Annotated in this window: 10 protein-coding genes; 7 read left to right on the top strand and 3 right to left on the bottom strand. The window is 38.1% G+C overall.

All coding sequences use genetic code 11. From position 1 onward, the window contains the following. Positions 1–134: 134 nt before the first annotated feature. Genes M902_RS04690 through M902_RS04680 form a run of 3 tightly spaced genes read left to right on the top strand, consistent with a single transcriptional unit; the run spans position 135 to position 2,928 of the window. Positions 135–806 carry a hypothetical protein gene (locus M902_RS04690; protein WP_021266764.1) on the top strand — a complete coding sequence of 224 codons (672 nt, stop codon included), beginning with the start codon at positions 135–137 and terminating at the stop codon, positions 804–806. Positions 807–829: 23 nt separating this feature from the next. Further along, on the top strand, positions 830–1,915 hold the full coding sequence (locus M902_RS04685; RefSeq protein ID WP_021266831.1) for a hypothetical protein: 1,086 nt from the start codon (positions 830–832) through the stop codon (positions 1,913–1,915). Further along, entirely contained in the window at positions 1,912–2,928 is a 1,017-nt protein-coding gene (locus tag M902_RS04680; RefSeq protein WP_021266964.1) for a hypothetical protein, read from the top strand. Before M902_RS04685 ends, M902_RS04680 begins: the two co-directional genes overlap by 4 nt. On the opposite strand, the gene M902_RS04675 is transcribed toward M902_RS04680, so the two are convergent. Then, complete coding sequence (locus tag M902_RS04675; protein WP_040314144.1) at positions 2,915–7,801, bottom strand: hypothetical protein; 4,887 nt, start codon at positions 7,799–7,801, stop codon at positions 2,915–2,917. The genes M902_RS04680 and M902_RS04675 overlap by 14 nt on opposite strands. Positions 7,802–11,830: 4,029 nt before the next feature. On the opposite strand from M902_RS04675, the gene M902_RS16815 reads away from it, so the two are divergent. From M902_RS16815 to M902_RS04660, 3 genes are all read left to right on the top strand, one after another. Next, complete coding sequence (locus M902_RS16815; protein ID WP_369793813.1) at positions 11,831–11,935, top strand: hypothetical protein; 105 nt, start codon at positions 11,831–11,833, stop codon at positions 11,933–11,935. 1,555 nt (positions 11,936–13,490) lie between these two features. Next, entirely contained in the window at positions 13,491–14,462 is a 972-nt protein-coding gene (locus tag M902_RS15755) for a hypothetical protein (RefSeq protein ID WP_021267124.1), read from the top strand. A gap of 43 nt (positions 14,463–14,505) precedes the next feature. Continuing rightward, the gene (locus tag M902_RS04660; RefSeq protein WP_021266609.1) at positions 14,506–14,970 is read left to right on the top strand and encodes a cyclic nucleotide-binding domain-containing protein; all 465 of its coding nucleotides are present in this window, start codon (positions 14,506–14,508) and stop codon (positions 14,968–14,970) included. 60 nt (positions 14,971–15,030) lie between these two features. Here the strand turns inward: M902_RS04660 and M902_RS04655 are convergent, their stop codons facing one another. Further along, positions 15,031–16,272, bottom strand: coding sequence for a CinA family nicotinamide mononucleotide deamidase-related protein (locus M902_RS04655; protein WP_021266676.1), 1,242 nt, complete (start codon positions 16,270–16,272; stop codon positions 15,031–15,033). A gap of 90 nt (positions 16,273–16,362) precedes the next feature. Between M902_RS04655 and M902_RS04650 the strand changes: the two genes are divergently transcribed. Next, a complete protein-coding gene (locus tag M902_RS04650; protein ID WP_021266828.1) occupies positions 16,363–17,913 on the top strand; it encodes an NAD(P)/FAD-dependent oxidoreductase in 1,551 nt (516 codons plus the stop codon). Here the strand turns inward: M902_RS04650 and M902_RS04645 are convergent. Further along, entirely contained in the window at positions 17,910–24,737 is a 6,828-nt protein-coding gene (locus tag M902_RS04645) for an Ig-like domain-containing protein (protein ID WP_021266754.1), read from the bottom strand. The genes M902_RS04650 and M902_RS04645 overlap by 4 nt on opposite strands. Positions 24,738–24,881: the final 144 nt, after the last annotated feature.

The raw sequence follows: 24,881 nt of genomic DNA, 5'->3' as shown, positions 1-24,881 counted from the left end.
TAAGGGTGCAAATTTATAGGTATTATTAGTTTGCAGGATGAACTTGGGGAAATTTTAATAATCTTTTGTGATTTTACTGATGCTTAAGCTTATTTCTAAGATGTCCCCATCAAAAACTCTAACAGGAGAGAGTAATGATTAGACAATTAGCTGTATTGCCAGGTGTTATTGTTGGAACGGGGCGTCGTGTTAAGCGTGTTTATCGCTCGGAGCTTAGGTGCATAAATGAGCTTGATGAGTTACAAGAGTTTCAGCAACTCGCATACCAAAGAATAGGTGTTAAATTTCCTTTAGATTTTCTTGCTAGAAATAAGACATTTGCTTTGTTTAATAAACACGGGCTAATGTGTGGTGGTTTTACTTTCGCGCTGGGAAGTGATTCTCGTGTTGTTAAAAGCTTACCTGACGAGGCCTTAGCAAAATTACAAAAAGACGTGCCGGATTTTGAAAATGATTTATTTGAAGCAACGGCGCTTTGGATGTCACGTTATCAACGTTGTCGTATGCTAGGAGTTTACTTCTGGTTAATGATGTATATTGAAGCATCTCGTATGGGACGCAATTTTTATATTTACGCATACTCAAGTGCCAAGCCAAAGCTTGGAGAGATTTATAATACAATACGTCCGTTTAGACTTTATAAAGGTTACACTAAAATGCTACCTGGTATGAGTGAGCCTGATGATGAAGTGATTGAGTATGGAACTATGATGAATGTACACCTTTCATTTGGACGCATTGTCATGTTCCTTTTAAAGAGACTACTAAAGGCCCGCTCAATCAAAAAAGTTAAATCTTATAGCTAGTCTCGCTAGCAAGGAGCGTTTGTATGTTGACCTTGGAAGAGGTCGTTGCCCCTTACTCACATATAAGGCTGGCAACTAGAGAAGATAACGAAGGGATCTTAAATTTCTATAAAGATATTCATATGGAAACTGGAGATGAGGCATTGTCTTTTGATCGCGGCGATGACTTTTTCAGGTTTTATGAAAGAAGAGGCAATCACTTTTGGACTTTCTTATTTCTAAATGAAAATTTAAGTATTTGTGGAGTCGGAACAATTGTACGACACCTACGCTATGTTGATGGTATTTATCGTCCAGTGGCCTACTTTTGTGACCTAAGAGTTTCACCTCAAGGTGGACGTCGCGCAAAAGTCCAATGGAGGAAGTGTTTTGCCGATGTTATCTCTGCTTTGCCTAAGCTCTCAGATGATCTACGTTGTGAGATGGCCTACACAGCTATTCTCTCAGATAATGAAAAGGCCATTGCTTCTTTAACAAAAGGTGGCCGTGGTTATAATTATCGTTATATTAATAATTATCATGTTTACTCCATTGTAATCCCTGCTGTTTTTAATCCAACATTTTATAATGTTAAAGAGATTTCATATTCTGACTTTTTAAAATTCTATGGCCAAGAGGCCCATAATTTAGATTTGATGGAAGAGATAGATGATGTTGAAGGTAGTTCTTATTATGGTGTTTTTGATGGTAACGAGCTTTTATCAATCTTTATGATTTCAAATCGTGATCTTGGACGCTCTTATAAATTATATAATTTAAAAATCGCTAAGAAGTTTTTAACTAATATAGTTGAAATGATGGGAAGACCTAAGGTCGATAATGGAATTTTAAAAACATTAGAAATACAATATCTTTGTTTTGAATCACAAATGAGTAATGATACGAGAAAAGATATTATTTCAGCTATCATTAAATACTTGAAAGATTCTAAAATTTTAAATCAATATCATATTTGTAATCTCTATACAGGTCAGGATGCAATTGCGTTTTCACCATTAATTGACGGGGTAGTCGTTGAGAATACTGGACATATGTTTGAAATTCACAGCGACGAGAATCAAGGACTGTGGCCTAAAAGGTCATTTCGTTTTGAAGGAAGTCTTCTGTGATCTGGCCCTTTAATATCTTATCAAAACGCTACTTTGGCCGAGACTGGGTCGGTGTTTGGTATGAATTATTAAAAGAAAGGGGAGAAAACGATCAATGTGTTATTGGCCGAGCAAAGTGGCATGAGGGGAGTCTCTTGTCACCTGAGTATTTCGAGTACTCGCACTCTTTGATGGATGGAAGTGCTTCTATACCATATTATCTTACTCAGTTAGGGGCCAAAAGAGGGCCGGTTTATTCTAATTACAAGAAGAAGATATCATTTTGGCAACACGTGAAACTAGCGTTAAAAGCAACCGATATTTCTCCTGAAAAAACTCCGCAGTGGAAAGAACATCATGACATTAGGCCCAAGGATAATTATGAGTTTGAGGTAGGGGTGCTCAGTCATGATGTGACAAAGGCCTTTAACGACTTTCTTAAGAAAAATAAACTCTCTCAAAATGTTGTCCTCTTAGAACTTATTAATCTCCATGTTTTTTCACTCATCAAAGCTGAATGTCAAAATGAGCGCTACTCGTGGCTTCTACCGATTAATATTCGAGGGATTGTAAATAAATATAATCCTTACGAGAATCATACTTCTTTTGTTCAATTACGCCTAAATGTAAATTCTAATTATAAAGAGATAAGAAATAGCTTTTCTGAAAAAGTTAAGACTCTCAATCACATTGGCCTCTGGTGGGTTCACCACATCGGAGTTTTATTTGGTAGAAATTATATGGCCAAACTTTCTAGAAATTCTGCAACAAAGAATTTTTGGATTGGGACCTTTTCAAATATCGGTGCTTGGAATGTTGAAGATGAAAGTTATAAGTCACTTGGAAAAGACGAAGTTTGGTTTGCCACGACTCCTGGATCTAAGAACTTTCCTATAGGAGTTGTAGCGATGGAATTTAATGGTAGACTAAGTCTTTGTATGAAGATTCATCCTTCTATCGCAAAGGATAATAGAGGAGTGGCCAAAGCACTCCTCGCTAAAATTATTGATGATATTAAAATTAATTACAGTTAAGAACTTGAACGGCCGGTGTTGAACCTTGAAGTTCACTTGCAACATTGGCCGGAAGACAGTAAACGTGAGCGTTCCACTTTAGGCCTTCTAGAAAGTAATCCACGCGACCTAATTCATTATCTTTATCAGTATTCTGCATAAATCGCTTAACATTCCCAACACCAGCAGCATCCGCATCAGCAAGTGTCTCCTCTGGAAGTCCGTATTGGCCATGGGCCAGACCAAATCCTACATAACCATCAGCACACATACTTTGTTGACATGCTACGATTGCAAGTTTTTCACGATCTTTCATATGACCAGTCATTGGTTCAAAGTCTGAGTCTGGAAGATTTTGAAGTTCACTTGATACATAACGATTCGTATATGCGGATACGTTGGCATAGTTCTTTAACTGACACTTATTGTTTTGCGGATTGATATAGCCTGTACAACAAAGGTTCGCATCATCACCGGCCTGCATTTGAGTTCCTGCTGGCATACAACAAGCAAACTCATCACTTTCAAATACTGGCTTGAATTCGTTTGCTTTTGATAATGGTTCATAGTCGATAGTGTCCGCAATCATATAACCGTCTACACCATACTCTGGTGTTGCTGTGTCATCACGATAAATTGGCTTATTACATTTATTATCACCCATATCGACAACACCCGAGATATGATCTTTGATAACGATATTAGGGATACCTGTTAATTCAAAATATCCAAGCCATTTCGTGATATCTTGAGCAATTGTATCTGGGATATCTACTAGTGAACAACTTGATGTGTTTTGCGCTTGGGTAGCACTACAGTCTTGCTTAGATTGATCAGCATAATTATAACATTTAAAGTCTTCAAGAGAGTCTTGTCCATGATCTTGCATTTTATTTGGGCCCCACTCATGTCCACCACCATTTACTTCTTTGTTAAAGCTTCGAACCCAGTTTTCACTACAACACATTTTCTTTCCATAAGTTGATAGGGCCTTAAACTGAGAGTAGGCACTTGCTTCTGGAATACCAGCATCCTTAGTTGCCATTGTCATAGTGTTGATACCATCTGTTTGTCTTTCGTATTCAGTCAGGACATTACCTGAAAAACGTGTTGCAGTCTTTGCGCCAATTTCTGCTCCTGGTACTCTTGTTAAATCAACACCATCATTATTTGTGATTGTAGAATCATTTGAAATAGGTCTGCCAAAGATATCAAGAGTTGGGACTTTAAATGTATTTCCCATCTCTGTACAACAACGATTATTTCTGATGTCATAATCATCATCGCCAACACGTGCAGGTTGTGAACAAACTTGCTGCGTTTGCCAGTATGAAAGCTCGTACTGACTTGTTGCAGTTATGAGATCATCAATTGAGACACCCTTTGTATTATCAGTGACAAATTTAGATGCCGAGCAATCAAGGTCTGTAAAACACGTTGATCCTGGAGCTCTAAGACATGCATTTACTGGAAGCGCTTGCGAATCAACGTATGGCGCATCTTCATCTTCAAGATCTTTTAGAAGTTCATTATTAGTTAAACCATCAAAGATTTCTAAGAAGTACGTACTTAGGTTCTGTGATCGAGAGAGTAGTTGTAAGTCAGCTGTTCTAGTTGTGACATCATTGATTCGATCAAATGCGACGTAATCACCAGTTGTATCAAATGTAGGACAACTTAGGAATGTGTTAAGGTTAATGTTATTTTGTAAATCAGTAACTGTATTTCCCATATTACCAATAAAGTCTGGAACAAGAACTGATTCACGATCCATAGAGACTACAATGTCTTCTAAGTTTGCATCGCGCCCTGGTAGACATAATCCTTTCACATTATTTAGTAGTAAGTTCTTCTTTGCATTTGAATTTGGAGCTTCATTACCAATATAGCTAAATGGACGGCCAATAGCAGGAGCCTCTAATCCAACTGTTGAAACAAGGTCCTCATCTGTATCAACTTGACCATTTTGGAAAGTAAGTGAAGTTGCTTTACGCGAAATTCGATTATTGAATTTATCATTATTGGCACCTTCAAGCGGCTGACAGTGATTGTTAAATGAACAACCATGTAGTCTTTTAGAACCAACTGTTGTGTAAGATTGAGAAGAGTTGTTAACAGTATTATATTCTGGAAGACAAGCTGCTCCACGGCCTCTGTAAACACATCTTTTTACTCCACCTGAGAATGTACCTGTAAGGGAAAGCAGGCGGTCAATATCACTTTCTTGTGGGATCTCGTTTCCATTGACATCAAAGTTTGGAAAAGGTGATGATAGTGTTGATATATTCTCACAAGCATAATCCCATCCTAGTGCTGAAACACATTCATTATCAGTGTTACAAGAATGAACTTGCTGGCAAGTCGCTCCATCTGTTTGATAATCAGTAGTAGGTATATTCGTACTGCCATTGATTACAGAGTCTTGTACTGTAACTGAATAACTATTTTCAACTGTTTGATCAGAGAATTTTGCATTAATTGCTAAAAAGAGTTTATTACTTGATGCCTTTATTCTTCTTTTTGAACCAACTGCAAACCATTTTACACCATCGAATGATCCAATTACTGATCCGTAGTTGAATCCATACCAGTCGCGATCATAACCGTTAGCAACCATGAAGTGTTGCGCCTTCATACGATTAAGTCTTTGATCCTGTTGGTCTTCGTATGGTTGATGTGTCCAAGCAAGCATTGTTGCTGGTACAAAACAGGCACGTCCAAAGAGAAAATCATCAGAACGATACTTTGTCGTCTTCTTTCTTGATGAAGTGGTTAGGTCTGGTTGATAACCAGCTGGTCCATTTGTGAACTCATTTGGTAGATATTTTAAACTTGAAGCGTAGTAATCATTTCCACAAGATGAACAACTTGAATAATTTCCACCTGAAACGAAGATATCATAAGTTGTCCCTTCATTAACTGAAATTTCTTTTGCTGCTTTTGCTGCAGAACTTGTCAGGTCAAAGCTTCCATAGATTTCATTAAAGCCAACGTAATCATTCAAATTATTAGGTTTTGACTTATCTCCACTTGTATAAGCGAATGCTGTCCCTTCTTGCGCTAAGTTTGGCTCAAGGATTACATCTGTTAATGTTAAGTCCTTTTTCGAGACACCGTTACTATCAAAGTACCTTTGAGGAGCAGTTTTTGCTGAAAGGTAAAAAGATTGTTGTAGAGGGGCCTCCGGTTGATTCGAAACTAAATAACATTGGTAATTAACTACCACATCATTTGTATCCCTAACTTCTTCAAGTGCACATTGTGTAAGTGAACATTTACAATATGTAGCGATTTCTTGTTGGGCCGCTTCTTTAGACGTCAGGATAGTCGGATAAGTGGTTAAGTTAACATAGAAGATAATCTTAACTGTTTGTGAGTCTTGAACAATATAGTTTTCTCCAAAGACAACCTCATTGATTGATCCTGTAGAAAGTGTCCATGAAGTATTCTGTGTTCTTGTGACTTCATCAACTTTAACAACTAATTTATTACTTAGGTTTGCGTAATACGGAATTTGAAAGCGTTGTGTTCCAGGATAATGATCTGTGGCCATACCCTCATTTTGCCCTTGATTGTAGACTTTATAGCATTGGGCCTGAAAATTGTTTATACGCTTACATGAAACATCCGTGTAGGCATCAATTTCTAGATTTTTATACTTATTAGTATCACTATATGGAGTTGTGATTTTAAGTTTTGTCGTGTCTGTTAAATTATCATTTTCACCGGAAATACTCACTGTACCAGGAACAATTGCAGAACCATCTTTGTAGATAACTCCATTTTGATAACGTACTTCGTGAACAGAGTTAGCAAAAGGTTTTGTTCCTTTATATGTAGTCGCAAAGTTTGTGTCATCAATATTCGTTTCGTAATTTTCTTCTAGGTCTGTGCGAGCACCCTCATAGATTGTAGTACAAATACCACGCTCACCATCAAATGGAGTTGTACACTGATAAAGTTGTTTTAAACGATTAAAGCGAATCGCAGCTTCTTCATCTGGAGTATATTCATCATCAGGATCATTTCCAGGAACTGTACCTGTTGTACAAATATTATAGTAATTAGGGTAGTTGTAGATTGCTGATGGATTCAGGTCAATCTCATTTAATACTGTACTTGGAATACTCTCTGTTTTTGCTGATAAATCTTGAACACATTGTCCGTTTAGACAGCAGTAGTCACTTCCATTACTTGTACATTGAGAGTCTTGCGAGCAAAGGTTTCCATTATCAGGTGTTCCGATATACGTGAAGAACAATTTAAACGAAATACTGTTTCCAAGTGCTGTTGTGAGATCCTCACCTGCGTTTGTTGTTAGAAGAATTGGGGCCGATGTAGTAGTGATATTTGAACATGTTGGACAAATATCATCGATATCGTATTTTACTTTTGTTGAATTTAGGGCCTTTGAAACAATAAATGATTGAACATCAAGATTGTCACAATAACTTTGAGTGATTGACTTATCAATTGTACGATATGTAAATCTTAAGAAATATTCTTTAGAGTTTTCAGAGACATTGATTGTGTACTGCGGAAATCCTACTGCAACAAGAGGGGTACCACTTTCTATACTAGTGAAGTTAACGATAGCACAGTATGTTTTATTGAGATTCTCTTTCACATAATTGTGAATCCCACGACCTCTGAGTGTGAGCTTGTCATCAAAGTAATTATCCATTTCAAATACAGAATCATAAGCATTTCCTGCATATTGAATATAGGCCCTTGAGTCTTCAAAGCTCGGGTCGTTGATCTCTACTTCTACACCATCGCTGTCACTGCTAGATGTAGAGCGATTATTAGCTGCCTGAGGTACGCATGAGCTTGCCATCATAAGCAATAGCGTCAACATCAGAATGAATTTAAACTGTTCCATGTATTTCTTCATTTACTATCCCAAATAGTTATCGTCTCAATCACGTAACTACTTAAGATTAATATAAAGTAAGGTTAAAATATGCCGCAGTAATAATGAAATAAAATGAGTTATTAGGTGGTTAGGTGATAAATCGATAAGAAATAAATTGATCGCATGACTCAGATATTGGGCAGCGGCCTCTATAATTTACGTTGGCCACAATATTTGTCACTTTTGGTGTTCAACTTGCAAGTTAGTTTTTGGCAACAAAAATGTTCTTTTACCTAGTTAAGTTCGTGTAAATATTTAAGTTAGTCAGATAATTCTTATGGCCACAGGCCATTGTCTTTAACAAACTATAGAAATCGCTATCCTATGATCTGTTCGAGGGTAGGATTATGAAAAGAGAAGAAAGAAAAGACGACGGATCAATCTGGAGTTCATATTCAGATATGTTTACAACCGTTGCAGTTGTATTCCTAGTAATGTTCGTTTTTGCCATGATTAAGGTTGGTGTTAAGTCTCTTCAGCAAGCGCAAGAAAAGAAGAAGCACGAACAACAACTTGAAGGAATGGTATCCAAAGAACAAAAAATCAAAGAAATTAAGGCCAAGAATGAAATTGAGCAATCCATCACTGAGGTTACTGATTATAAGAACGTGATTAATCAGAAAATGGTCGAGCTTTCTAAGTTTGTTGAGAAACTTGAAAAGAATAAGAAGATCATGGAAGAGATGGTTGAAAATCAAACAAAGAAAGAATCAATTGTTGAAAAAGTTGGAAAGCAGCTTGATAAAGAAAAATATAAGTCTAAAAAGATCACACGTGAAAACACAGAATTAAAGAAAGAAATTAACGAAAAAGCAAAAGAAATGAAGAAGCGTCTTGAGGAGATTCGTAAGAATCAGGATGACCTTCGTTCTAAAGAGGCCCAGCTTGATAAACTATCACGTATGATGGAGAGACAAAAGAAAGAAGAACAAGAACTTCAAAAGAAAATCCAGCAAATCGTAAAAGAGATGAAGCAAAAATCTCAAGAGAATGAAAAACTTTCAAAAAATCTTGAGCAAACCAAAGAAAAAATTAAAGAGCAAGAAAAAGAACAAAAGAGAATTAAAACTGTTCTTGAATTCAAAGAGAAGTCTCTAGTGGATCTCGAAGAACAGATTAAAGAACGTGATTCAATGCTTGCAAAGGCGCAGGATAAGAATAATATCTTATATACTAAAGTTGGTGAGCTAGATAAGAAAAAGAAGCAAGTTGAAGAACAAAAAAAGAAAATCCAAGAAACACTTTCAAGTGTTGAGCAAGTAAAAACTCAACAAGAAAAGAAGCTTAAAGAGTTAGAACAGGAAATTACTAAGCAAAATAAAGATATCAAACAAATCACGCAGGTTAAAACTAAGCTTGAAACAAAGTTAGAAGTTGAGCAGAAAAAAGTACAGGAGCAACAAGCTGAAAACAAACTCGTTAATAATGAAATTGTTAAAGTACGCTCAAAACTTGCAAATACTCTTCAAAAGGTAACAGAAGACACAAAGAAAATTCAAGAACTTCAACAAGTTAAGCGCAAGAATGAAGAAATTATTGCTAAGGCCAATCGTGAAATCAAAGGTCGTATCATTGCTCAAGAAAAGCTAGAGCAAGAGATTGTTCAGCAAAAGAAAGCACAAGAGCAGCAGGTTCAAAAGCTAAACCAAGACCATACATTAAAAGTTGATAACCTTAATAAGAAATACGCCAATATTATCTCAACGAAAGAGCATGAGATTAAAACCCTTAATTCTGAACATCAAAATAAAGTCGCGGATATTACAAAGACTTTTGAGAAACAAAAGCAGCAACAAAAAGCTGGTTACGAGAAACAAGTTGCTGATATGAATAAGAAGTTTCAGGCAGAGCTTGATACTAAAGATAAGCAACTTGCGGGTCAAAAGAAAAACTCGCAAGAGACAATTGCTCGTCTTAACTCTGATCATCAAAAGAAAGTAACTGATTTAACAAAGACTTATGAAAAGCAGCAACAAAATACAAAGATGGGTTATGAAACCCAGATCGCTGACTTAAATAAGAAGTATCAAGGTGAACTTGATGTTAAGGAAAAGCAACTAGCAGGTCAAAAGAAGCAGTCTCAAGAGACCATCGCTAAATTAAACTCTGATCATGCTAAGAAAGTTAATGACTTAACAAAGACATATGAGAAGAAGCAACAAGATACGCAAATGGGTTATGAAACTCAAATTGCAAACCTAAATAAGAAGCATCAGTCAGAGTTAACGAGCAAGCAACAACAATTAGACGGACAAATTAAACAGTCTAAGGATACGATTGCAAAACTTAATTCTGATCACGCTAAAAAAGTTGATACCATCACGAAGTCTTATGAGAAGAAACAGCAAGACACAAAAATGGGTTATGAGACTCAAATCGCCAATCTTAATAAGAAGTTTCAGTCTGAACTTACTTCAAAGGACCAACAACTAGCTGGTCAGAAAAAGCAGTCTCAAGAAACAATTGCTAAGATGAATGCAGATCATGCAAAGAAAGTTTCGGATCTAACAAAGTCATATGAGAAGAAAGAAAAAGATACGAAGATGGGTTATGAAACTCAAATCGCTAATCTTAATAAGAAGCACCAGTCTGAACTTGATACAAAAGAAGCTCAACTTGCAGGAACGATTAAAAAGTCTCAAGAGACTATTGCAAAGTTAAATTCTGACCATGCTAAGAAGGTTGATGACTTAACAAAGTCTCATCAAAAACAGCAACAGAATACAAAAATGGGTTATGAGTCGAAAATTGCAAATCTTAATAAGAAGCACCAGTCTGAACTCGATACAAAAGAAGCTCAACTTGCAGGAACGATTAAAAAGTCTCAAGAAACTATTGCAAAACTAAACTCTGATCACGCTAAGAAGATTACTGATCTAGAAAAAATGCATAAAAAATCTGAGGCCAAGCAAAAGGCAGGATATGAATCAAAGATTGCTGATCTTAATAAGAAGTATCAATCTGAACTTGATACGAAGGAAAAGCAGCTTGCTGGTGTGAAAAAAGATGCTCAGTCGCAAATTGCAAAGTTAAACTCTGATCACAAGCGAGAGCTTACAGATTTAACAAAGCAATATGAAAAGAATAAGGCCGATCAGAAAATGGCCTATGATAATCAAATTAAGGATCTAAAAGGTAAGCACGCTCAGGCGATGGATTCTCTTACAGCACAAAAAGACTCTCAAATCAAAAAACTAAATGCTGATGTTAGCGCTCGTGATGGGAAGATTGCAGGGCTTAATGAGGATGTTAAAGGTCTTAAGTCGAACCTTGCTCGCTCACAACAAAACAACCAAGGCCTAAAAGGTGATATTAAAAACCTTCAATCTAAACTTGCACAAGGGGACGCTAAGAATAAGGGTCTTTCTGGGGAAGTTGATCGTTTAAAAGCGATGGTAGGTAAACTTGAAGGTGATAAGAAGTCTCTAATGGCACAAAACGGTGGACTTAAAGATGCCCTAGGGCAAGCTGAAGGAAAGCTTAAGGGGATGTCAGAAGAGAATGGTGGACTTAAGAAAGCTCTAGGTCAGGCCCAAGGAAAACTTGCTGGTATGTCTGAAGAGAATGGTGGGCTTAAGAAGGCGCTTGGCGAGGCCAAGGGAAAACTTAAGGGAATGTCTGAAGAAAACGGAGGGCTTAAGAAAGCTCTTGGAGAGGCCCAAGGGAAGCTTGCTGGTATGTCAGAAGAAAATGGAGGGCTTAAAAAAGCTCTAGGACAGGCAAAAGGCAAGATGAAAGGTATGGGTGAAGAAATCGGTGGACTTAAGAAGGCCCTTGGTCAGGCCAAAGGTAAGATGGCCGGTATGGGTAAAGAGATCGGTGGCCTAAAAGAAGCACTTGGACAGGCCAAAGGCAAGATGGCCGGAATGGGCAAAGAGATCGGTGGTCTTAAAGACGCTCTTGGAAAAGCTAAGGGTGAGCTAGCTGGTCTTGGTAAAGAGAACGGTGGACTTAAAGAAGCTCTAGGGCAAGCAAAAGGTAAGCTTGCCGGTATGGGTAAAGAAATAGGTGGACTTAAAGAAGCTCTTGGACAGGCCAAAGGTAAGATGGCCGGAATGGGTAAAGAGATCGGTGGTCTTAAAGACGCTCTTGGAAAAGCTAAGGGTGAGCTAGCTGGTCTTGGTAAAGAGAACGGTGGACTTAAAGAAGCTCTAGGGCAAGCAAAAGGTAAACTTGCCGGTATGGGCAAAGAAATAGGTGGTCTTAAAGACGCTCTTGGAAAAGCTAAGGGTGAGCTAGCTGGTCTTGGTAAAGAGAACGGTGGCCTAAAAGAAGCTCTTGGTAAGGCACAAGGTAAACTTGCTGGACTTGGTAAAGAGAACGGTGGACTTAAAGAAGCTCTTGGTAAGGCACAAGGTAAACTTGCCGGTATGGGTAAAGAAATCGGTGGACTTAAGGATGCTCTTGGAAAAGCTAAGGGTGAGCTAGCTGGTCTTGGTAAAGAGAATGGTGGACTTAAAGAAGCTCTTGGTAAGGCACAAGGTAAACTTGCTGGACTTGGTAAAGAGAACGGTGGACTTAAAGAAGCTCTAGGGCAAGCAAAAGGTAAACTTGCCGGTATGGGCAAAGAAATAGGTGGTCTTAAAGACGCTCTTGGAAAAGCTAAGGGTGAGCTAGCTGGTCTTGGTAAAGAAAATAATGATTTAAAAGGGAAGGTTGCAGGACTTGGTAAAGAGGTAAGTGACCTACAAAATGCTCTTGCTAATAAGAATGATGAAAATGGTAATCTTGGCCGTAAAATCGCCTCTCTTGGTGAAGACCTAAATGCTTGTGAGTCTGGATCAAGTATCTTGAATCAGAAAGTCACAGAGCTTGGTAACGGACTTGATGGTGCTAATAAGAAGCTTAATTCATGTCTAGCTGAAGTTAATGATAAGAAAGACTTCATGAAGCAAGTTAAGAAGATTGCAAAAAAAGTTGAAGATCAGAAGAAGAACTTACGTGCAAATATTGCGAGAAATCTTGCTGACAAATTTAGAAATAATAATATCGATGCAGCGGTTGATCCAAAAACAGGTAACGTAACACTTCTAATGGATAAGAACTTACTTTTTGAAACAGGTTCTTCAAGACTAAGTAGGCATGCTAAGAAGAAGCTTAAATCGCTTATTCCACTATATTCTGAAGTTTTATTTGCTGATGATACAGTAAGAGAGCAACTTGATAGCTTCAATGTTGAAGGTCACGCCTCACCACTATTTGCTGGTAAGGCCCTTGACCCAATGATGGCAGAAGCTTACTCGTATAACTATAACTTAAACTTATCATCACGTCGTGCCCTAGCTATTTCGAATTATATTTATAGCGATGGTATGAACTACCCATATAAGTTCTATATGAGAAATGTGACGAAGTCGATTGGGTATGGTTTCTCAAGACCGATTCCTCTTGAGACGGTAATCGAAAGACAAAATGAATCGATTGCAGCAGAACTAATTGAGCCTAAAGGGTTTATTGTTGAAGAAAGAAAGCCGGCGAGTTTTGCAGTACCACTTGCAAACGAAGACATGAAATGTGGCGAGTATAGTTGTTCACAGTCACAACGAGTTGAGCTGAGCTTTACATTAAAAGATGATCCAAAAGCGATGGAGAGGTTACTGCAACTGTCTCCAAAAGTGAAATAGAATACCAATAGTCGAGGATTGGTAGACCTAACAAAGAGGTACGTATGATTGAGATTGTTTTAGGGTTTTTCGGTACATATCTTATCGAATTTATGATGGGGCTTCTTGTATGTGCCCTTGTATTCCGCTACTTAGCATACCGTCACAGTAAAGACGACGATGCTTACTATTCGCGATTTACAAGAGAGCTTGATGCGGCCATCGATGATGACAAGCAAAAGAATATACCAATCGATGATATCGATTCTTATATGTCTAATCTTTTAGGACGTGTAAACGCGGCCCTACCAGATAATGCTCTTCGTTTTAGTAATAACGCCAATATTCAAAACCGTCATTACGACGGAAAAGAAGTGATGCAACAGCAGCAAAGACAGATTGATAAAGAAATCGATCAAACAGATGGATCAAGTATATCTCTAAATCAGTATATTGGCTCTAAGCACGGTCTTATTGCTTCGATTCACGGGGAGAGTTCCGTTTTTAAATCAACTGTTCCTCCAAATTACACTGAGCTTACAGATCGTATTATGAGTGATGATAAAAACTGGACAAAGTTATATGGACATATTCCAATCGATGGTGCTTCTCGTATGATCGATATTCTACCAAACCTGTTTATTGTATTTGGGGTTTTCGGAACGTTTATTGGTATTGCCATGGCCCTTCCTGAAATTGCGGCCATTGACTTTAATAATATTGAAAAATCTTCAGATAACCTTACTCGTTTCGTTATCAACGTTGCCTTCTCGATGAAGACTTCGATTGCGGGGATTTTCTTTTCTCTAATTTTAACTTTCCTAAACACACTTTTCCCTTTGCCAGAAAAGCGTTACAAAATTTTTAAGAAAGTTGAAACTTCAATGCAGAATCTTTGGTATCACCTACAAAGAGGTAATGCTAAGGAGCAGAGTACAATGCAAGGTGTACTTAAAGTTCTTCAAAGTATCGAAAGGTATATGCGTGAAGATGCTCCAATTAAAAAAGTGGACTCTGATAAGAAGAATGTTGCTTAACCAAGTGTTTACTTAAAGCTGACTTTAATTCTGGAGATGAGAAATGAGTGTATTATCAATCGTTAAGGGTTGCCCGCTATTTTTCGACCTATACGACAATGAAATTATGACTATATGTGAGCACTGTAAAGTTCTTACGCTGAAGCCAGGTGACTATGTTTTCAAACACGGTGATATTGGTGAAGAATTATTTCTCATCTTAAATGGTTCCGCAAAAGTTTTTAATACTGATGAGAAGGAAATTGCTCGATGTAAGAAGGGGGACCTCTTTGGTGAGATGGTACTCCTAAAAGAGAACGTTCGCTATGGAACCGTTCAATCAGATAATTATACAGATGTTCTCGTCATGAACTACTCGGACATATTCGGCCTGTACAAAACCAATCCTCGAATCTTTTCACTCTTGATACTCAATCTATCAAGATTACTGGCCGGACGTTTACAAGGCGCAGGTAAACGAATTTCAACCCTAATCATGGAAATGGAAGAAATTAAGAAAGCTGCCTAAAGCTAGCGCTGAGATGGGGGGAGGGGCAGTTCACTGAGCTGCCCCCCTTATTTTAGTACCTTAAAGGTCGCGTACCTTCGCAAGTAGTAAGATTAAGCCTTGCTGACAGAATTTATTTTTTAAACGCATGCGATCACCACGAAACTCGTATCTTTCTGCCGAAGCACCTTCACTTGTGGCAACACCGATGCAAACAGTACCAACTGGCTTGCCTGGTGTCGCACCACCTGGCCCAGCTATTCCAGTATAAGAGATTGCAATGTCAACACCTAGGGCCTTGCGAGAACCTGTTGCCATCTCTGTTGCTGTTTCAATGCTGACTGCACCATGGTTTTTGAGAGTTTCTTCTTTAACGTTAATAATATTTTCTTTCACTGAGTTGGCGTAACTAACGACTCCTCCAAGAAAGACTGAAGATGAGCCAGAGACATTTGTGATTGTTGAGCTGGCAAGTCCGCCAGTACAGCTTTCTGCAAAACCAATTGTAAGTCCTTTGGTCTTTGCTTCTTCAACAATCACTTCTTCAATTGAGCGAAGTCCGTATGTCCAGATATTATTTTTAATTTCAGTGGCCTCAATAATATCGCGAATCTTTTGACGAGACTCCTCATTTTGGAATTCAGGCTTAAGGTTAATTGTAATATCAACTCCTGAAATGATAGGAAGAGAGCTAACTTTTCCAAATTCTTCTAAGTCTTTCCAGAGGTTAGGACAAAGTTTGAAAAAAATTGTTTCTTCTGGGATGCTGTGAGTACGGCAAACAAAAAGTTCATGAGCGCTTTGTGCACGATCCTTAAGCATTGGAACAATACTGTCACGAATCATTGCTTCACATTCGCGTGGGACACCTGGTGTACAAAAGATTTCACAGCTTCCAAGCTTTGCATGAATTCCTGGTGCGAGTCCTGATGGGTTATAAATTGGAGATGTATCTTTTGGGAGCATATGGTAATTGCTCGATTCACGTGAAAATACTCTGCCAAATGCTTTGTATTGCTTAATCGCTATCTTTTCTGCCTCAAGATTTTCAACTAGTTCAACTGCTAGAGCATTTGCAACAATGGATTTTGTTAAGTCATCTTTTGTTGGCCCTAGCCCTCCCGTAATGATAAGAAAGTCATTTTCAGTGGCCTGTTTTTTTATTTCTTGAGTTACTTGATCAAAATTGTCACCTAGGACTGTGCACTTTTTAAAGTCAAATCCAAGAGGAGCAATCTCTTTTGCAAGTATTTGCAAGTTAAGATCATTAATTTTTGCATTTAGTAGCTCATCACCAATGATTATTTGGGAAATTTTGGCCATGTTAATCCTTTAATTTGGGCAAGATAGGTTATAATATACGCTGATTATTTTATCACATAACTATATCATATAGAGAAAGAAAGAGTACGAATGAGTAAAATTACAAATTTTAAATTAGACTTCGATCAAGACTTAGAGTTTTACCTAAACAAAAACTTCCCTGGTTTTGCAGATTATCGAATCCATAACAAGGCCCTTGACGCTCGTGGTGCAAATCGCGGCAAGAAGCCTATTTATAATTATAAAGTAGAAATTATTTATCCTGGAGAAGAGTTTGCGGCTTACCGTGAGCAATTCAATTTTCTTGATAACTTTTCTCAGACGCCTGTCATTATTGGAGCGGGGCCCGCTGGCCTTTTTTGTGCTTTACGCTTGGCCGAGTATGGGATTAAGTCCATTATCATAGAAAGGGGAGATCGTGCTCATAATCGTATGAAGCATATTGCACGTTTTTGGCGATATAATGAGTTTGATGATGATAATAACGTTTGCTTTGGTGAAGGTGGCGCTGGACTGTTTTCTGATGGAAAGTTGATTACGCGAATTAAGTCACCTTACGTTCAATATGTAATGAATCGTTTTGTTGACTTTGGTGCACCTCCTGAGACGGCCTATGTTTCTAACCCACACTTGGGATCAAATAAGATTCGTGGCCTAATTAAAAAAATTACTGACCATCTTAAAGATAAGGGTTGTGAGATCCACTACAATGTAAAGGTTGATGAAGTTCTCTTTGAAGAAGATAAGAAGGTTGCAGGTGTAAAGCTTAGTGATGGTAGACTTCTAGAGACTAATAATGTTGTTCTCGCTACAGGTCACTCAGCAAAAGAAATATACTATCATTTGAAAGATAAAGAAGTTGCGATGGAGGCAAAGGACTTTGCTGTTGGTGTGCGTATTGAGCACCGACGGTCGCAGGTCGACTTTCTTCAGTATGGGCGCTTTGTTCAAGAGGACCTAGGGGCCGCTCGCTACAAGCTTACTTACCATAATAAAGAAGTAGATAAAGGGACTTACTCTTTTTGTATGTGTCCTGGTGGTTATGTACTTTCTTCCGGTACTGATGCTGATGGAATTGTTGTAAACGGAATGAGTAACTTTGCTCGAAACTCACCGTGGTCAAATTCGGCACTTGTTGTCTCTGTTAATGCTGGAAAAGACTTTGGCCTTGATGATGTATTAAATGGACATTACTTTCAACGTGATATTGAAAAAAAGGCCTATGAGGCTTCTCTTGCAAATGCTACAGGAAAAGAGATTCCTTCTCAAAGAGTTCAAGACTTTCTTGATGGGAGAATCTCAAAAGATCTTCCAAAGACATCTTGTCCTTCAGGGATATTCTCTCATAACTTAACAACGATCTTACCTGAATTTATTTCACAAGGCTTACGTGAAGGTTTAGAGTCTTTTGATAAGAAAATGAAGGGCTTTGTGAATAATGATGCTCTTTTATTAGCGCCTGAAACTCGTACTTCAGCGCCTGTTACAATTAAAAGAAGTCGTGCAACATTTGAATCAGATTCTCACAAAGGTCTATATCCTTGCGGAGAAGGTGCCGGATATGCAGGTGGAATTACATCTGCTGCTGTTGATGGTGTTAAAGTTGCCATGGCCATGATTCGAAAAGAAAAAAATATTTAAAGAAAATACTCTGCAACCGCAAATAGTCCATTCTGTACTACTAAGAAGTGAACAGAGTGATTAGTTGGGTTGTAGAGAATCTTTCTCTGTGAAGAATAACAGCTAACCTGTGCATCCCAACTTAATTCAGTTTCAATATCGTCTGTAAAATTATACTGCCATAATTTATTACTAGAGCAGTAATAGTAGTATTCCTTTGAATTGTGGCGTACGTGTGTGAATCCGTTAGTTGTTCTAGGTAGTATAGTGTAGTCAACAATATTTCCATCGCCACCTTTTACCATAACACGGGCAGAACCTGTTTGCTTGAACATCCATCCTAGTGTTGAGTCGTAATGTGCATTAACCATACCACCATATGTTGGTACACGAGAAGTTGCTAGAGGTGTTCCTGCACCATAGAAGCTTCCACGTTCTGTACTTGGCATTCCTGCAAAGTGTGACTGACGGTAGCTATCATTCATGTCATAAAGTTTAATGAATGCATCAGATGTTGTTGTGCCATTATATCGTGACTTGTGAAGCATAAGTTCTCCATTTGCCACTCCAAGAATTTGCTCGTTATACCAATCAAATTTAATATCTGTTCCGACTAGGCCATCTGATCCTGCATCAAAATACCAAGTTGCACCACTTCCAATAACGCGTGTATTCGTTAATGTTGCTCTGCTGTAGCGATTTACACCTGAACCAACATCATCAAAAATATCTCCAGTTGTTCGATCAACAGAAAAACTGTATGAGCGAGCTGAGTAACCACCTACGATATTTTCGATGGTTCCACCAATTGTGAATTCTCGATATGTTCCGGAAACATAATCCCCAACGACAATTGTGTTGTCTAAGCCGTTATCTTTTCCCCAATCAATTTGCCATGAGGCAGAGATACGGGCCGAGAGTGCACTTTCTCCATCTCCTGAAGATGAGAATTGACCAGCTAGAGTTATGACATTACCACTGTCATCTAATGTTCTAATAAGGCCGTGGTCATTAAAATAGATTTTACCTTGTTGGTTAATAAAATAACCTTGAAGATCAATAGGGCATGACGTTGCCGCAGTCCCATCTGCACATGGCGTACTTGAAGTTGAGTCTGTACCTAGAACTCTTGTGTACGTATTTGTTACGTGATCATAGAGCATGAGATTTCGGCCGTGTTTATAATCAAAGTAGATTTTTCCATCAAGACCAGTTTTATAGATTGAACGATAACCTGTATAGATATCATAAGGGGCAATTGCATTATAAGTTGTTGTTGGCGTTCCTGAAGCGTAATCGAGCCTTGCCACTCGGTAATGAGTATTTCCTGGTACTGGCTTGTGAACTGATACATGCATATGCTCCAGTGCTGAGTTTACTGAATTAAATGCAATGGCCATATTTGTAACACTTCTACCTGACCAACTATAAGTTTCCTCATTGTAGATACCGACACCATCAATTTGTACTCGATTAACGATATTCTCACTTGCATCGAAATGAAACCAATTTCGATCAGTATTACTTGAAGTACTTCTAAAGTAGAGGTCGCCGTTTGGTAGGGGAACAAGTGTACCTAGAAAACGGTGAAAGCTCGCAATATCAATTGCATTCGGTGCAAAACTAGATCCTGGATTTGAGCTTGCACCTCCACCGATTAGTGTCGAAATTTGCCAAGGAGTGGTATTCATATCAATACGCCTAATACTTCCTTTATCGACAATTAAAAGTCCATTGTTATAATCAAGCGTAATGGCACTTGCAAAACCAATTGTGGCATTGTCAATTGATCCGCCATCTCCACTAGGTGTCCCCGTAGTCGGAATTAATTCTGTGATTATCCCAGTTGTGGGATCAACCCATAAGAGACCAGCATCTAGGTCACGGTAGAAAATATCACCACGATCAGTGACCACCGTAGAAAATAGGTCAATTTCATATGTTGAATTTCCATCTTTGAAAATAACTGAACGTCCACTTCCGCCAATTCCTTTTTCAGTACTTCCTGCAATAATTCTAAAGTTAGATTCATTAAGAGGGGCCGAAGTCATGAAAGTTTCACTACCGTCACTATCAAGGGCTACAACTCTAATCTTATAAACAGCGTTAGTTGGTGAAAGTGCTGTTAGCTTGATACAGCCTGTTTCTTGGGCCGAAATAGTACAACCGCTTCCTTGAATATTGGCAACACTATCCATTAGAAGTTCATATTTCTCTTCTGTCCCATCCATATAAGAATAGTAAATACTAATTGGATTCGTTGCTAATCCCTCATTATCAATGGCCTTCCATTTGACATAGATATCACTATTTTGAGGAGCCTGAAGTTGTGCAAGTGTGGCCGGTGAGCTTGGCGTATTTGTATTTGTTGCACTAATATTAAAAATTTCAGGAGGTGTTCCTGGTATATAATTAATCGACTCTTTATCAACACCAGCTACTTGAGTATTAGTGGAAATATTTCCAGCGGCATCGGCCGCCCACGCATAAACACTATAGCTATTAGTGACAAAACCAACTCTTACATAAATATTATCTGCACTTGAAATTGTTAAGTTTTGTGTTCTTTTCGCTTCTGGTAGGGTCGTGAAGCATTCATCGCTAATACTCATTGGCTGAGTTGTATCATCATACTTTAAACAGATATATGTGATATCAGAAGCAGAGTCGTTTGCAGCAAGGTCAACCTGGACGTTATTATTCCCAGTTGTCGTTGCACCACCATTTAATGAGATTGATGAAATTGTTGGTGCTGTTCCATCAATGACAAATGTTTTTTGAATTGTTGTGTTATGTCCTGCTGCATCGGTGAAACTCACTTCAAAGATTGCATTATTGACCTCACTACCTAAGCTAATGTCAGTTGAGTAGCTCTTTGAAACATTTTCACTTGTTAGCGCCGCTACTGCTGTTAGGTTTTGCCAAGTGCTTCCATCATAGAATCTAAGTGCAAAGTTATTAGCGCCAGCATCAATATGTTTTTCTGTTAGTGTCCATGAAAATGTCTTAGTTGAGCTTTGTCCATATGATGTAAAAGTATCATGGGCGATTTGCGGCGCTGTCGAATCTATCCAGAATGTATTTGATTCTACTGTATTAGTATTTCCAGCCAGGTCGCTAAGAGAAATCCTTATCTTTGCGTCTTCAATATCAAGGTTTGGTACAGTCCAAGATTGTGTGAATGTTGTATTTGATAATGGGCCAACACTTGCATTATGAGCGGATGTGATATTTACCCAAGAACTACCATTCCAATAGTCGATTGTATGAGTTTGAGAAGCTGAAATATAATCTTCCGTAATATCCCAAGAAAGAGTAATACCATTTGATCCTGCTTGATTGGCAACTGTAGCAATAGAGATCGCTGGTGCAACTGTATCATAGTAAACAGAGATATCTGTAGATGTTAATGATACGTTGCCATTTACATCTTTTGACCATGCCTTAAGAGTATGGAGTCCTTGATTTGTATTGGCCAGGATATATGTAATGGCCGATGCTGAAGTTGTACAAGACTGCCAAGAGCTATCTGCAGGAGTTGGTTGAGTTCCTTCATTAATTAGGACAAAACTTATATCACTACATGAACTAACTGTAAGATTAGTGTTTGTCGAATTTGTATAAAGAGCAGAACTAAGTGCAATACTAGGTGGTGCAGAAGGAGTTTTGTCTGCTACTGTAATTGTAATAGTCGCTGAACTAAGGGCATCGGTTGCTGAGTCATTGGCGATGAAAGAAAATGAATCAACACCATTGTAGTTTACGTTAGAAGTGTATGTACAAGTTAGATCTGTTCCGTAACTTCCTGCCGTAATACAATTTGTTAATGTTCCGTTTGTCGGCAATGATGTAATTTTATAAGTTAAGCTATCCCCATCAATATCTGTTGCATTTGTTAGAGTAATACTTAGTGGAGTGTTATCATCAGTTGTGAAGCTCTGATTTGAGGCCATTACTGGTGCATCGTTAACTGCTGTCACGTCTATTGTTACTGTTGCAGTATTTGAGTCAAGGCCCGGGTCATTTGCTTTATAAGTGAATGTGTCTTGACCATTAAAATTTACATTCGGAGTATAAGTACATGCTCTTGAACTACCTTCGTCACATACAAGTGTACCACTCGTAGTTGTTGAGACGATAGTGTATGTCAGAGCATCGTTTTCGATATCTGTTGCCGCGTTTAAATTAAAACTGATTGGATTATCTTCGCTTGTTAAAACACTTTGTGTTGCCGCAAGTGCTGGAGCATCATTTACAGCAGCAATAGTGATTGTAACTGTTGCTTCTGTTGGAGAGTCTGCTTGAGTGTCATTAGCTCTATATGTAAAAGTATCAGTACCATTAAAATTAGAACTAGGAGTGTAGTCACAAGTAATGTCTGTTGTGTAGCTTCCAGTAGTAATACAGTTTGCAAGGGTACCATTAGTAGGGCCAGTAATGAGCTTGTATTGAATTGTTTGTGCCGGTACATCAATATCTGTCGCACTATTTAGCGTGAAGCTTACAAGAGTATCCTCATTTGTTGATACACTTTGATCACTGCCAATTAGTGGAGCATCGTTTTCAGAAGAAATCGTTATAGATACAGTTGCGATATTTGAATCGAGGCTTCCATCATTAACTTTATATGTAAATGAATCAACACCATTGAAGTTTGCTGAAGGCATGTACTGACAATCTCTAGAAGTACCTCCTGTACAAGTTAAAACACCATTAGAAGTCGTTGATACGATTATATAAGATAGGGGATCGGCCTCAATATCACTTCCTGTATTTAGTGTGAAGGCAAGAAGTGTGTCTTCTGCTGTTGTAAGTGTCTGCGTTGAAGAAAGTGTCGGAGCATCATTTACAGCAGTTGTATTTATTGTAACTGTTGCTTGGCCAATTGAGTCGTATTGGCCATCATTTACGATATAAGTAAATGTGTCTGAACCGTTATGATTTGCATTTGGTGTATACGTACAGTTTAAGTCTGACAGATAGCTTCCCGTTGTAAAGCAATTAGAAAGAACCCCATTCGTAGGAGGTGTAGTTAGCTTATAGCTAAGTTCAGTGCTTGTATTATCAATGTCTGTCGAGTCAGAAATAGTAAAGTTTAAGGCATTGTCTTCGACAGCAGTAAAAGTTTCATCTGCTGCAATTGTTGGCCTATCATTCACGTTAGCAACATTAATATTAACGATAGCAATATTTGAATCCAGCTCAGAATCATTAGCCTTATATGTAAAGCTGTCACTACCTGTAAAATTAAGATTAGGTGTATATGTACAAGTTGTTGTACTAGTACTACAGCTCAGGGTTCCATTTGTCGGTTGCGTTTCAATTGAATATGTTAATGAGAATGAGTCTGGGTCAACACCTTCTGTTAAGCTAAAGTCTAGATTTGAGTCTTCTGTTGCACTAATTGTTTGTGGTGTTGATAAAGTAGGGGCGTCATTGACTTGATTAATATCAATTTCATAACTTTTTTCGTGAAATGGAAAATTTGTATCGACACGATCATTACCACTTTGTTTCTTTCCAACTTTAAGTGTGATTGTTGCCTTTGGAAGAGTATTTGTTGGAGGAGTGTAGCTCCATGCATTCCCCGTTCCAGCTGATATACCATCAACAAACCATTCATAGGCAATTTGATAAGTCGAGTCCCAGTGATCTGCAAGTGCAGAATACGAAGCCGAAACCCCTTCATCCATAAAGGTTGGTGTTAGAATTGTTTTAATCTTAGGTTTAGAGCTTTTTAGAACTTCTAAGTTTTCACCATCTGTTAGCTCGTTAAAAGTATTTTGTATTTCGCTATCACTTTCAATTTGCGTATAGGCATCTTCAAGATTAGTAAGGTTCTCATCAAGAGTTTTTGATAGCGCCTCTTCTGCTTCTTCTAATTTTTTTGTAAAGTTTGCATCAGTCGAGTAATCAACATTAGTAGAAGGAAGTTGCGCAAGTATTGTTGAAGCTGCTGTAATATTTTGGTTCCTATAGAAACTTGTGACAATTTTTTCGAGTTCAATGTCACAACCTAGAAGCTTGATCTTGTAGCGCGCTGGTGCTGTTAAGTCTAAATCAAGGTCACTAATATTAAACTCAAATTGTGTCGTTGTCGCAATTGTCTCTAAATCAATCGGATTGTCCTCTAGTATCGTCATTGTCACCGTATCAAAAACTGCTACCTTTGGATCAGGGCAAGTAGTCGCTGCATAAGCACTAAATTGACGAGAGAAGAAGTTTGTATGTGTAATAACGCCATTTAGCGGTGGTACTAGTCCCTGTAGCCTTGGTGTCGGTGGGATATATGGATCTGATTTAGAAGAAGACGAGGAGTTTGAACTTGAGCTTGACGATGAACTCGACTCTTCTTGTGCCTGTACTGTTGTTTGGTAATAAAAGCTTGAACTAGATGAAGTTGATGACTCTTGATCGATATCTTTGTTGTTGCTTAAATCTCTAGACGGCGCAGTTGGATCATAATTCGAAGAACTTAAATTATTAGAGTTTGTATATGCTGGACTAGCATCTCTTGATAGATTTAATGGATTCTCTCTAGTATTAACTTCCGTATTCGAGTGAGTCGAGTCGCTAGAATTATTATTAATATAGGCCGGTGTGTTGTGATCGTTACCTGCAGTCTTGTTAACAACGACAGGCCTCTTTGGAGCGAATATTTTCTTTTTCGAATTTACTGACGCAGAAGCAGGTACACGATTGAGATTATATTCTTTATTCTCTTCAATAGTATTTGTGTTTTTTAGTTTGCTAGAAATAACTAGACTTTCGTCCTTTGATTCTTTATTCGTCAATAGTAAGGCCAGCGTTAGTATAACGATGGCCGATATTGCCTTAAGTTTCAAACTTGTTCCTATCCTGTTTACGTACCACTTTTATACATCAAGTTCTTATCGGGAATTTTATATATTTTTTAAGTCTTTTTTATCGTAACAGAAAATTGGAGTAGTAAAGAATTCAATGACTTAGGTAGGTAATATGGCCATTTC

Origin of the sequence: Bacteriovorax sp. BAL6_X (genome assembly GCF_000443995.1) — a bacterium.
In the GTDB taxonomy this organism is placed as follows: Bacteria; Bdellovibrionota; Bacteriovoracia; order Bacteriovoracales; family Bacteriovoracaceae; genus Halobacteriovorax_A.
This window is presented reverse-complemented; position numbering and strand designations above follow the sequence as displayed.